This window comes from Mesorhizobium robiniae (assembly GCF_040545535.1).
Taxonomy (GTDB): Bacteria; Pseudomonadota; Alphaproteobacteria; order Rhizobiales; family Rhizobiaceae; genus Mesorhizobium; species Mesorhizobium robiniae.
On record NZ_JBEPMC010000003.1, the window covers coordinates 197,860 to 209,894 of the forward strand.

The window sequence follows — 12,035 nt, forward strand, 5'->3', positions numbered from 1 at the left end:
CCGGACGAGATGAAACTGGGCACCGCTATGTGATTGAAGCCGCTCTGTTAAAACCTTCAGGCGGTTTCAGGCGCCTTCGCCCGTGCGAGGTCCTGCAGGAACTCTTCCATCAGCGGCCTGTCACCGAACCGGCGGTAGGCGCGCTCTGCTTCCAGCGAGAATGCCGGATGCGCCTCGACCAGCTTTGCCATCGTCTGCTGGGCTGCCTCGACCTCGCCGCCCCCGGCCTGCAAAGCGGCCTGAATCAGAAGGCAGTTTGCATCGCGCGGCGCCCGGATCAGGCATTCTTCTATGACGGCGGAAGCCTCATCGCGGCGGTCAGCCGCGTAGAGCGCCTGCCCGTGCACATAGGCATAGTACTCAGGCGCCATAGGATGAAGGCGGCGGGCCCGCTCTGCGTTGGCGACGGCATCATCATATTCCCCGAAGCGAACCTGCGCCTTTGCAAGCGCCATCATGCTGTCGGGATCGTTAGGGTTGAGCTCCACAGCGCGCCGTGCGGCCTGCAAGCCGCCTGAATAGTCGCCCTGAAGGGCAAGCCCGAAGCTGATGACCTGATAGCCAAGGCCAAGATTGGGATCGAGACGGACCGCCTGCCGGGCCTCGCTAAGCCCCAGGTGGAGCTCGGGCGCGTTTTCCCGACCGTCACCGCTCTGCGCCACGCTGGCGATAAAGGTCAGCGCGAGGCCCGCGCGGGCGGCCGCATAGGACGGATCCATTTCAAGGGCGCGCTGGTAGAGGCCCCGCGCCTCCAGAATGTCCTGCGGATCATCGCCGCCGTGCCGGTAGCGGTTGCGGGCCTGCAGCACGAGGTCATAGGCCTGCAGGTTGTCGGTCGGGCGCTCCGCTGCCGCCGCCGCCTCGCTCCTGCCGATATAGGGCGCGATCTGCGCGACGATTTCAGTGGTCAGTTCGCTCTGGACCGTGAACACGTCGGCGACCTGCCGGTCAAAACTGCGCGACCACAGGTGCGTGCCTGTCTTTACATCGATCAGCTGCGCCGACACGCGAAGCTGGTCGCCTTCACGGCGGGCGCTGCCTTCAACCACATAATCAACCCCGAGCTTCGCTCCGAGCTTGCGCACGTCCCTATCCTGCCCGCGAACGGCGTAGGTGGAATCGCGCGCGATTACCTGCAGTTCTGAATTGCGGGCAAGGGCTGTCGTCACATCCTCGGTCAGTCCGTCGGCGAAATACGATTGCTCGTCGCTGCCGCTCATCGCGGCAAAAGGCATGACCGCCACTGACGGCCGGGGGTCGGCGCGGCTCTGGTCCATCGACAAGACCGCCGGGATGCGGCTGACCATGGCTGCCAGGGAGAGCGGCTGGATTTGGGTGCCGATGAGGATGAGGCCTATGGCGGCCGCGCCATAAGACCAGCGGGCGGCGGTGCTGCGCAGCACCTGCGGCACCTGTCGCCATGGCGACCACGGAGAGCCCGCACGGCTTACGCGGTAGACGTTGAGAAGTTCGGGAATGTTCTTGGCCCGCCTGCGGCCGATGCGGACGAACCTGTCCGCGCTGTTGCGTTCGGCCGCCATCACCACGGCGCCGCTGACGAATATCTGCCCCGGATCGCACATGGTCTCAAGACGGGCGGCCACATTGACGCCGTCGCCGTATACGTCGCCGTCATCTTCGATGACATCGCCAAGATTGATGCCGATGCGCAGCTCGAACGGGCCCTTGTCGAAGCCTTCCTGGATGGCCAGCGCCGCATCAACCGCTTCGTTGACGCTGGGAAACATGGCGAGAAAGCCGTCTCCCGCCGTCTTGACGATGCGCCCGCCATGGCTGGCAATGGTCGGGTCAATGAGCTCATCGAAAACAGCGCGCAGCTTCGCGTAGGTGGAAGCCTCGTTTTCAGCCATCAGCAGGCTGTAGCCGACGATATCGGCGGCCATAATTGCCGCGAGCTTGCGTTCCATCAGCATTATTCCTGAGCGGCGGGCCACGCACGGACTATTGTTACTGATATTTAAGGCGACGCACGGCCCAAGATTAGACCCATAATCCCGGAAAGACTTATACACAGCTCACAAATGCGTGACGATTGTGGCCTATACCGTTCTGACCTTCGTCAGCCATGATCTGCTTCGTCCGGAGCCGCACTGGCCGACGGCGACGCCGCATTGAACGACCGGGCCTTGCCTGCCGGCCCGACCACGCGCTGCACCCCTCCTTGCTGAATGACGGCTTCAGCAGGGGCTGGCTGCTTCGCCCTTCGTCGCAATTTGATCTGTGCCATTAACTAGGTCGGGATGTACATTCCAATTGGCGCGCCCGAAGAGATTCGAACTCCTGACCCCCAGATTCGTAGTCTGGTGCTCTATCCAGCTGAGCTACGGGCGCGCAACAGGCCATGCTTTGCGTGGCCCGCGATCCGATCCTGGCGACCGGCCGCGATGTGACGTGTTCCCTAGCGACTGAATTTCCGAAAAGCAAGCCGATCCGGCAAAAGTTTTGTTGTTCGCGCTGGCCGGCTCGTTGTTCTGAGCAATTGCGGACGGAAAACCGTTACGCACTTTTCCTGGAATTGCCCTGGATCAGGCCGGGCGGCGCAGGCCGGAGCGGGCCTGGTCGAGCCGGACCGGCTCGTCGGGGATGGTGACCGCGAATGTGGTGCGGCCGCCTCTGCTTTCGACAAGCTCCACCGTGCCGCCATGAGCGCGGATCAATTCATGGGCGATCGCCAGGCCAAGGCCGGTGCCGCCGCTGCGGGCCGAGCCGCGGAACGCCGCGAACAGGTTCTCGCGCGCCTTCGGCGGCAGGCCGGGGCCGGTGTCGGTGACGGTGATGCGGCTGACGCTGCCGACGCGCTCGGCCGATACCGCCAACCGGCGCACCACCGCGCTTTCCGCATCCGCCGCCATTGCCTGCACGGCGTTGCGGCAAAGATTGGTGAGCACGCGAAAGAGCTGATCGGAATCGGCATCCACCTCGAAAGCCAGATCGACGGCGTTGACGAATTCGATGCCGCCTTCGGTGTCGAGCAGGCCGTGAACGTCGTCGACCAGCTGGCGCAGCCTGAGCCTGCGGCGCGACGGCGGCGGCTCCTGGGTGCGGCCATAGGCGAGCACGCCTTCCGAATAGGATACGGCTCGATCGAGCGCGCGCAGCAGTTTCGGCGCAAAGGCCTGCACGGTCGGGTCCTTGACCTGGCGCAGACGGTCCGACATCAGCTGTGCCGACGCCAGGATGTTGCGCATGTCGTGGTTGATCTTCGACACGGCGAGGCCAAGGTCGGCGAGGTGCTTCTGCTCGGCAAGCATCTTTTGCAGCCGCTCCTGCATCTGCGAGAGCTCGCGCTCTGCAACGCCGATCTCGTCGGCGCGGGCGGCTGGGTGGATGATCCGCCCAGGGTCGTCCGGCGCCTCGGAGAAGGCCAGCATCGAACGCGTCATTGTCCGGATCGGCCCGATCATGATCAGGTCTATGGCGGCATAAACCAGCATGGCGGTGAACAGCGAGATCAGCAGCGAGACGAAGGCGACGTTGCGCGAATAGATGAGCATGGCATTGCGCAAGCTGTAGTCGGGCATGATCAGCTCGAATTCCTTGTCGCTGTCGCCGACAGGCCCAAAAACGCGCAGCATCCGCTCGCCGCCGAAAAACAGCGTGTCCAAAGCACTGGTCATGCCCTCGATCAGGCCGACATTGGCGATATCGATATGCTCGTCGACCTGCGGCGGCATTTCAGCCACGACCAGAAGGCGCGAAACGCCGCCGTCGCGCACGGCGATCGCCTTGGCGCCGATCGCCGTGAGCACGTCGTTCTGGGCCGCACGGGACAGCGAGGCGGGCTCCCCCTGCACCAGCACGATCGAAACGGCAGCGGCGGTGTTCAGCCTCTCCTTCAGCCAACTCAGCCGGTAGCTGGCGATCCAGGGCAGAAAGATAAGGACCTCGGCCAGGAGCACGAAGACGATGGTGAGCAGCAAGAGCTTTGTCGACAACCCACGCGACAAGGGCACGGTACGGGCGGCGGTCGTCGCCCGATCGGTCCTGTCATCCGCGGATGGGATTTCACTCATGCTGCTTTTCTTCACGATCGCTTGATCGGCCAAGATTAGGCCATTGCGGCTTTTTTGCCAATTTCGTCCTTCGTCCCAGTACGGGATAAGACCGCCCAGAGTTCAGCGATCACTTCGCCATCAGCCTGACGGCGCCTGATGTCGGCGCTGGATTGACTTCCAAAACCCTTCTTTCTATAAGCCCGCTCACGCTCGGGCCATTCGTCCCGGCGCGGTTTCGATCGCGCCAAAACCGACCCGGCAAAGCTCCTGTTACAGAGTGACAGAATCAAGAAGGGCCGCACCCCGCGGTATTAAAACAAATGAAGCGTACATACCAACCGTCCAAACTCGTCCGCAAACGCCGGCACGGTTTCCGTGCCCGCATGGCCACCAAGGGTGGTCGTGGCGTCGTCGCAGCCCGCCGTAACCGCGGTCGCAAGCGGCTCAGCGCCTGACCGGAAGACGAGATCGTTGTCCGCAACCGGCAAGCCAGCGGGAGCACATCCCAAGCGGCTTCTGAAACGCGCGGAATTCCTGGCTGTCCGGCGTGGCGAAAAGCGCCGCGGGCGGCTTTTTCTTGTCGAAGTTCTGGACCGCAGCGACGCAGAGGCACCTCGCGTCGGCTACACGGTCACCAAGAAGGTCGGCAACGCAGTCGTGCGCAACCGCATCCGGCGGCGGCTGAGAGAAGCCGTGCGCACCCATGCCGCGGGTGACATGGCGCCTGGCAATGACTATGTCATCGTCGGGCGCGAAGACGTGCTTACCACTCCGTTCGGCCAATTGAAGGCCGAACTCTCCCGCCGATTGCGCGGAACACGATAGGCCAAGGCTTTCGATGGAAAACAACCGGAACTTCTTCATCACCATCGCACTGTCGGTGCTGATCCTGTCGCTTTGGCAGTATTTTTATGTGCTGCCGCAGAGCGAGGCACAGCGCGAGAAGGCCCGCATCGAAGAACAGCGGGTAGCGGAGCAGAAGAAGGCGGCCCAAAGCACCAGTCCGGGCGGTAGCGAAACGCCGGTGCCGCAGCAAGGTGCCATTCCCAACTCAGCGGGCCCCAACGCATCCGGAACCGACGGCACGACGCCGGCCGGCCGCGAGCAGGCGCTGGCGTCGACCCAGCGCGTCAAGATAGACACGCCGAGCCTGGAGGGCTCGATCAATCTCACCGGCGCCCGCCTCGACGATCTCAGGCTCAAGCACTACACGACGACGGTCGACAAGAACTCGCCCGAGATCGAGCTGCTCAACCCGGCGGCGCTGCCTACGGGCTATTATGCCGAGATCGGCTTCGTCGGCAGCGACAAGACCGGCGCGGTGCCGGGGCCGGAAACGGTGTGGACCGTCGACGGCAATGCAACACTGACCCCGGCGACGCCGGTTGCGCTGACCTTCACCAACGACAAGGGCCTGACTTTCAAGCGCACCTTCTCCGTCGACAGCGACTATATGTTCACGGTCTCGGACACGGTGCAGAATTCCGGTTCGACCGCCGTTACCCTGTCGAATTACGGCCGTGTCACCCGCTTCGACAAGCCTGCCGTCGCCAGCATCTATGTGCTGCATGAAGGGCTGATCGGCGTCACCGGCACGGAAGGGCTTCAGGAGCACAAATACGCTTCCGTCGAGGAGGACAAGCAGTTCACGCCGGGCAAGTCGACCGATGGCTGGCTGGGTATCACCGACAAATACTGGGCGGTGACGCTGGTGCCGACCGAGAAGCAGCCGTTCCAGCCGCGCTACGCCTATTTCGAGGACGGCCGCCCGCGCTACCAGGCCGATTTCCTCACCGACCCGATCACCGTGGATGCCGGCCAATCGGCGACTGTAGAGACCGAGATCTTCGCCGGCGCCAAGGAAGTGGCCAAGGTCAACGCCTATGCACAAGACCGCCATATCAGGCTGTTCGACCGTTTGATCGACTGGGGGTGGTTCATCTGGATCACCAAGCCGATGTTCTACCTGATCGACACGATGTACAAATTCTTCGGCAATTTCGGTCTGGCCATCCTGGCCACAACCGTCGTGGTCAAAGCCGTTTTCTACCCGCTTGCCAACAAATCCTACGCGTCGATGGCGAACATGAAGAAGGTGCAGCCGAAGATGCTCGAGATCCGCGAGAAATACGCGGACGACAAGATGAAGCAGCAGCAGGCGATGATGGAGCTCTACAAGACCGAAAAGATCAATCCGCTCGCCGGCTGCTGGCCGGTGGCGTTGCAGATCCCGGTCTTCTTCGCGCTCTACAAGGTGCTCTACATCACCATCGAGATGCGGCACGCACCGTTCTTCGGCTGGATCCAGGATCTGGCAGCACCCGATCCGACCTCGATCTTCAACCTGTTCGGCCTCATCCCGATCGAACTGCCGCATATGTTGATGATCGGCGTTTGGCCGCTGATCATGGGCGTGACCATGTTCCTGCAGATGCGCATGAACCCGACGCCGCCGGACCCGACGCAGGCCATGATCTTCACCTGGATGCCGGTGGTCTTCACCTTCATGATGGCGGGTTTTCCGGCCGGCCTCGTCATCTACTGGGCCTGGAACAATCTGCTTTCGATCATCCAGCAAGGCGTGATCATGAAGCGCCAGGGCGCCAAGATCGAATTGTGGGACAATCTGGTCGCGCTTTTCCGGAAGAAACCGTCGCCGGCGGAATAGCCGGCGCTCCCTTTTTGCGAATCCAAAAGCCCCGGTCGGTTCATCAGACCGGGGCTTTTTTTCGCACAAGCCAAGCCGCCGACGGACGACGAAACCAGTCGGCCCGGCGGTAGACGCCGCTGCGGTGCATCCCTATAAGCTCGCTCTCGTTTCAGGAGCGTTCCTTTGAACAGGTAAGGATGATCCTGCGCGCATACGGTTGGTTCTGCCGGGCGGATCGCACTATTTTGACCTTGTCTGTTTTTTCGCCGATGGAGCCAGACCATGATCGGACCCAACCCCAACATCAAGCACCCGATTCCGATGCATACCCGCGTCGGTTTCCTGAAGGGATTGGTCACGGCGCCGAACATCGAGATCGGCGACTTCACCTATTATGACGATCCGGACGGGCCCGACAAATTCGCCGAGCGATGCGTGCTGCATCATTATCCGTTCATCGGCGACCGGCTGATCATCGGCAAATTCTGCGCCATCGCCGAGGGCGCCCGCTTTATCATGAACGGCGCCAACCATGCCATGTCCGGCTTTTCGACCTATCCGTTCAACATCTTCGGTCATGGCTGGGAAGAGGGTTTCGACCCGGCCACCTGGTCGAAGGAATTGCGAGGCGACACAGTGGTCGGCAATGATGTATGGATCGGCATGGAAGCGGTGATCCTGCCCGGCGTGACGGTCGGCCATGGCGCCATCGTCGCGGCAAAATCAGTGGTGACGCATGACGTGCCACCCTATGCGATCGTCGCCGGCAATGCGGCCAAGGTGGTGAAGATGCGCTTCGACGACAGGACCATCCGGCGGCTTTTGGCAACGGCGTGGTGGGATTGGCCGGTGGAAAAGATCAGCCGCAACCTCAATGCCATCAGAGGCGCCGATATTTCTCTTCTGGAGGCAGCGGTTTGAACGCGTTGAACAAGACCGTGATCGGCACCGAGCTGTTCACGAGGTCGTGGATCTTCATCCGCGGCGTGCCGGCAATGAAATTCCTGCCGCCGGAAGGACCGCCGGAGATTGCCTTTGCCGGCCGCTCGAATGTCGGCAAATCGTCGCTGATCAACGCGCTGGTCAATCAGAAGGGGCTGGCGCGCACATCCAACACGCCGGGACGGACGCAGGAACTCAACTATTTCGTTCCTGGAGGATTTTCCGGCGAAGGCGCCGACCTGCCGCCGATGGCGCTGGTCGACATGCCTGGCTACGGCTATGCCACCGCGCCCAAGGAAAAGGTCGACGACTGGACGAAACTCGTCTTCGACTACCTCAAGGGCCGCGTCACGCTGAAGCGTGTCTACGTGCTGATCGACGCCCGCCATGGCATCAAGGCCAAGGACGACGAGGTGCTGTCGCTGCTCGACAAAGCGGCGGTGTCCTACCAGATCGTGCTGACCAAGACCGACAAGATCAAGGCCGCCGGCGTGCCGCGATTGATCGAAGAAACACTGCAGAAGATCAAGAAGCGGCCGGCCGCGTTTCCATTCGTTCTCGCCACGTCGTCGGAAAAAAACGAAGGCCTCGAGGAATTGCGCGCGGCGATCGTGCTGGCGGCCAATGGCGGCTAGGACTTTGCCTCTAGTGCAATCGTCTGGGTGCTTTCTTCCGTGGCAAGCCTTTCGGTGCCGTAAGCTTTCAGGAACATGCCGACGCCCGACCTGACGATGTGGTCGATTTCTTCCTGGCTCGGGGCTTTGGTGCGGTAGGCGAAAATGCACTGACGGAAAAGACCTGCAAGGCACAGCTCGGTGAACTGATAGGCGGCAAGATCGACATCGTCGATCCGCAACAGGCCGCGCTCGATGGCGGCATTGAGAAAAGCAACGACCTTGTCGTGGCCGCGTTTCGGGCCGCGTTCATAAAAACGCGCGCCAAGTTCGGGAATCCTGTCGGATGCGCCGATTACCGTGCGCTGCGCCTGGACGACCTTGGCCGAGGTGATCTTGAGGGACAGCACCTTGCCGAACTTCACTAGCGTCTCGCGAAGGTCGTCGGCGCGATCGAGCAGATCGTACATGTTCTTGAAGATCGTGCCGCGTTCTTCCTCGATCAGCGCTTCGAACAGCTCTTCCTTGTTGGCGAAATAGACATAGATCGTGCCCTTGGAGACACCGGCCTCGCGCGTGATGTCGTTCATCGACGCCGCCTCGAAGCCCTTGTCGATGAAGACACGACGGGCGCCGTCGATGATCTGGCTGCGCTTGACCGGGTCCTGTCCCGCCGCGGGGCGGCCGCGACGCAGGCCATCCAGCAGATCGCACTGGTCCTTGTCGGGTTCGGTCATAACGTCACACCTCGAAAAATATTCGAACCGATCGGTTCGATCACCCTTGATATGGCCCTCTCCCTGCGCTAAGTCAACGCCTACATCGAACCGAACGGTTCAGTCTGACAGACTTTCCAGAGAGATGGCTCGTTTCCAGAGAAATGCCAAGAGAGATTCCATGTCCTCGAACGCAACCCCCACCGCCGACGTCCGCCCATTCCCCAACGCCAAGGTCGCGCCAGCAATCGAGGCGCCGAATGCACCGACCGAGCCCGCAATAAGTCCTCCGGCCGAGACGCCGGCCAAAAAGAAACGTTCGGCGCGCTCCCTGCTGTTGCCGATCATCGCGCTTGGCTTGCTGGGCGCAGGCGCCTGGTATGGCTATGACTACTGGACCGACGGGCGCTTCATGATCTCAACCGACGACGCCTATGTCCAGGCCGACATGGCGTTCATCTCGCCGAAAATTTCCGGCTATGTCGATCAGGTCAAGGTGACCGAAAACCAGCAGGTCAAGGCCGGCGATCCGCTGCTGGTCGTCGACAATGGCGACTACAAAATAGCGGTCGCCCAGGCCGAGGCGCAGATCGCCACCCTGAGCAAGACGCTCGACCGCATCGACGCCCAGACCGAGGCGGCGCGCGCGTCGCTCGAGCAGGCGCAGGCGCAGAAGACCGCCGACCAGGCCGCCGCCGACAATGCGGCGCGTGTTCAAGCGCGCGCCGCCCAATTGCTCAAGACACATGTCGGGACCCAGGCGCAGTTGGATGATGCCCAGACCGCGGTCGAGCAGGCCAATGCCGCCCTTGTAGGCGCCGATGCCCAGATCGCGGCGGCGCAGGCCAATATCGGTGTGCTTCAGGCGCAGCGCGCGGAGACGGCAAGCACGCTGGCGTCGCTGCAGCTTGCCCGTGACAAGGCCGCGCGGGACCTGTCCTTCACCGTGCTGCGCGCGCCCTATGACGGCGTCGTCGGCAACCGTTCCGTCGAGCAGGGCGACCTGATCAGCCCGGGACAGAAGCTCGCCGTCATCGTGCCGATGGACAAGCTCTATATCGTCGCCAACTTCAAGGAGACCCAGCTTGCGCGGCTGGTGCCTGGCGAAAAGGTCAGGATTTCGGTCGACGCGATCGACGGTGAGGATTTCGAAGGCACCGTCTCGTCGCTGGCACCGGCATCCGGCGCGGTGTTCTCGCTGCTGCCGCCGGAAAACGCCACCGGTAATTTCACCAAGGTCGTGCAGCGCGTGCCGGTTCGCATCGATGTGCCGGCGGATGTGCTGAAGACAGGCAAGCTGCGCGCGGGCTTAAGCGTCGTCGTCGCCGTCGACAGCCGCACAGCGCCAGCCGCGTCGAACTAAGCGGCCGCTTGGGAGCAATGCCATGGCAACCGCGACCTTGACAGCAGGATCGCCGCCGGCACGGCCGACTACGCCTGACAGCATTTCCACGCGGCGGGTCATCGCTTTCCTGGCCATGGTGTTCGGGATGTTCATGGCGATCCTCGACATCCAGATCGTCTCGGCCTCGCTGGCCGAGATCCAGGCGGGCTTGAGCGCCAGTTCCGACGAGATCCCGTGGGTGCAGACCGCCTATCTGATCGCCGAAGTCATCATGATCCCGCTGTCGGGTTTTCTCAGCCGGATGCTGTCGACGCGCGTGCTGTTCACCGTCTCCGCGGCTGGCTTCACCGCCGCGAGTGCGCTGGCGGCGACCGCCACCAATATCGACCAGATGATCGTCTACCGGGCCATCCAGGGCTTCATCGGCGGCGGCATGATTCCGAGCGTATTCGCTGCCGCCTTCACCATCTTTCCGCCGTCGCGCCGCGCCATGGTGTCGCCGATGATCGGTCTGGTGGCGACGCTGGCGCCGACCATCGGTCCGACCGTCGGCGGCTATATAAGCCATGCCATGTCCTGGCACTGGCTGTTCCTGATCAATGTCGTGCCCGGCATCCTGGTCACCGCCGCGGCATGGTCGCTGATCGACTTCGACAAGCCCAATCTCAAGCTGTTCAGCAAGTTCGACTGGTGGGGCCTTGCCGGCATGGCGGCCTTCCTGGGCTGCATGGAATATGTGCTGGAGGAAGGTCCGAACAACGACTGGCTACAGGATCAGGCGGTGTTCATCTGCGCCACAATCATGACTGTCGGCGCGGTGCTGTTCTTCTGGCGTGCTTTCACAGCCGAGGAGCCGATTGTCGACCTGAAGGCCTTCACCAACGTCAACTTTGCTTTCGGCTCGCTGTTCTCCTTCGTCGTCGGCATCGGCCTCTACGGCCTGACCTATCTCTATCCGGTGTTCCTTGGGCGCATCCGCGGCTACGATTCCCTGATGATCGGCGAGGCGCTGTTCGTCAGCGGCCTGGCTATGTTCTTCACCGCTCCCATTTCCGGCATCCTGTCGAACAAGATGGACCCGCGTCTGATGATGATGATCGGCTTCTTCGGCTTCGCCACGGGTACCTGGTGGATGACGCATCTCACCGCCGACTGGGATTTCTATGAACTGCTGATCCCGCAGATCCTGCGCGGCTGCTCGATGATGCTGTGCATGGTGCCGATCAACAACATTGCACTCGGAACCTTGCCGCCCGAGCGGTTGAAGAACGCGTCGGGCCTGTTCAACCTGACCCGCAATCTCGGCGGCGCGGTCGGCCTGGCCGTCATCAACACGGTGCTGATCGACCGTAATGCCTTCCACTACGCCAGGCTCTCCGAACATGTGCAATGGGGCAGTGCGGCCGCGCAGGAGAAGCTGCAGAACATGACGCTTAACTTTGAGCAAACTGCCGGGCTCGACGCTTCCAAGGCGGCGATCTCCAAACTGTCAGGCATGGTCCAGCAGCAGGCATCGCTGCTGTCCTTCATGGATGTGTTTGTCATGCTGACGGTGCTGTTCGCGACGCTTGGGCTGTTCACCCTGGTGATCCGCAAGCCAGCCGCACAGGGCGGGGGCGCTGGCGGACACTGAGGAGCGCCGGATCCCCCGCCTGGCGCCCTCGCGCATGACCCCGAAAAGCGATTTTCGGGGTCATTCGAAAATCAACTGTCACGATGTCTGGGAGCGGCGGACTCTCCGCCCCTCTACCT

Annotated in this window: 10 protein-coding genes and 1 tRNA gene; 7 read left to right on the top strand and 4 right to left on the bottom strand. The window is 62.3% G+C overall.

Translation table 11 applies throughout. From position 1 onward, the window contains the following. Positions 1 to 56: 56 nt before the first annotated feature. The 3 genes from ABID19_RS09055 to ABID19_RS09065 form a co-directional block, all read right to left on the bottom strand. On the bottom strand, positions 57 to 1,928 hold the full coding sequence (locus ABID19_RS09055; RefSeq protein WP_354489811.1) for an adenylate/guanylate cyclase domain-containing protein: 1,872 nt from the start codon (positions 1,926 to 1,928) through the stop codon (positions 57 to 59). Positions 1,929 to 2,275: 347 nt separating this feature from the next. Beyond that, positions 2,276 to 2,352 (bottom strand) — tRNA-Arg (locus tag ABID19_RS09060). A gap of 194 nt (positions 2,353 to 2,546) precedes the next feature. Then, entirely contained in the window at positions 2,547 to 4,034 is a 1,488-nt protein-coding gene (locus tag ABID19_RS09065; RefSeq protein WP_354489813.1) for a HAMP domain-containing sensor histidine kinase, read from the bottom strand. 302 nt (positions 4,035 to 4,336) lie between these two features. On the opposite strand from ABID19_RS09065, the gene rpmH reads away from it, so the two are divergent. The 5 genes from rpmH (at position 4,337) to yihA (ending at position 8,243) form a co-directional block, all read left to right on the top strand. Then, positions 4,337 to 4,471, top strand: a complete 135-nt coding sequence (gene rpmH / locus ABID19_RS09070) for a 50S ribosomal protein L34 (protein ID WP_008833937.1) — start codon at positions 4,337 to 4,339, stop codon at positions 4,469 to 4,471. A gap of 16 nt (positions 4,472 to 4,487) precedes the next feature. Further along, positions 4,488 to 4,841, top strand: a complete 354-nt coding sequence (gene rnpA, locus ABID19_RS09075) for a ribonuclease P protein component (RefSeq protein ID WP_354489814.1) — start codon at positions 4,488 to 4,490, stop codon at positions 4,839 to 4,841. A gap of 13 nt (positions 4,842 to 4,854) precedes the next feature. Beyond that, positions 4,855 to 6,684, top strand: a complete 1,830-nt coding sequence (gene yidC, locus ABID19_RS09080) for a membrane protein insertase YidC (protein WP_354489815.1) — start codon at positions 4,855 to 4,857, stop codon at positions 6,682 to 6,684. Positions 6,685 to 6,948: 264 nt separating this feature from the next. Beyond that, positions 6,949 to 7,587 carry a CatB-related O-acetyltransferase gene (locus tag ABID19_RS09085; protein ID WP_354489816.1) on the top strand — a complete coding sequence of 213 codons (639 nt, stop codon included), beginning with the start codon at positions 6,949 to 6,951 and terminating at the stop codon, positions 7,585 to 7,587. Further along, a complete protein-coding gene (gene yihA, locus ABID19_RS09090; protein WP_354489818.1) occupies positions 7,584 to 8,243 on the top strand; it encodes a ribosome biogenesis GTP-binding protein YihA/YsxC in 660 nt (219 codons plus the stop codon). Before ABID19_RS09085 ends, yihA begins: the two co-directional genes overlap by 4 nt. On the opposite strand, the gene ABID19_RS09095 is transcribed toward yihA, so the two are convergent. After that, the gene (locus ABID19_RS09095; RefSeq protein ID WP_354489820.1) at positions 8,240 to 8,959 is read right to left on the bottom strand and encodes a TetR/AcrR family transcriptional regulator; all 720 of its coding nucleotides are present in this window, start codon (positions 8,957 to 8,959) and stop codon (positions 8,240 to 8,242) included. The genes yihA and ABID19_RS09095 overlap by 4 nt on opposite strands. 160 nt (positions 8,960 to 9,119) lie before the next feature. Here ABID19_RS09095 and ABID19_RS09100 point away from each other — a divergent pair, with 160 nt between their 5' ends. Then, positions 9,120 to 10,301, top strand: a complete 1,182-nt coding sequence (locus tag ABID19_RS09100; RefSeq protein WP_354489822.1) for an HlyD family secretion protein — start codon at positions 9,120 to 9,122, stop codon at positions 10,299 to 10,301. Positions 10,302 to 10,323: 22 nt separating this feature from the next. After that, positions 10,324 to 11,916 (top strand): DHA2 family efflux MFS transporter permease subunit, encoded by a 1,593-nt coding sequence (locus ABID19_RS09105; protein WP_354489824.1) that lies wholly within the window; start codon positions 10,324 to 10,326, stop codon positions 11,914 to 11,916. Positions 11,917 to 12,035 lie beyond the last annotated feature (119 nt).

Bases quoted from the DNA above. Each gene is read 5' to 3' on its own strand.
- ABID19_RS09055 (WP_354489811.1), bottom strand. From the start codon at position 1,928: ATGGAACGCAAGCTCGCGGCAATTATGGCCGCCGATATCGTCGGCTAC.
- ABID19_RS09065 (WP_354489813.1), bottom strand. From the start codon at position 4,034: ATGAGTGAAATCCCATCCGCGGATGACAGGACCGATCGGGCGACGACC.
- rpmH (WP_008833937.1), top strand. From the start codon at position 4,337: ATGAAGCGTACATACCAACCGTCCAAACTCGTCCGCAAACGCCGGCAC.
- yidC (WP_354489815.1), top strand. From the start codon at position 4,855: ATGGAAAACAACCGGAACTTCTTCATCACCATCGCACTGTCGGTGCTG.
- ABID19_RS09085 (WP_354489816.1), top strand. From the start codon at position 6,949: ATGATCGGACCCAACCCCAACATCAAGCACCCGATTCCGATGCATACC.
- ABID19_RS09095 (WP_354489820.1), bottom strand. From the start codon at position 8,959: ATGACCGAACCCGACAAGGACCAGTGCGATCTGCTGGATGGCCTGCGT.
- ABID19_RS09100 (WP_354489822.1), top strand. From the start codon at position 9,120: ATGTCCTCGAACGCAACCCCCACCGCCGACGTCCGCCCATTCCCCAAC.
- ABID19_RS09105 (WP_354489824.1), top strand. From the start codon at position 10,324: ATGGCAACCGCGACCTTGACAGCAGGATCGCCGCCGGCACGGCCGACT.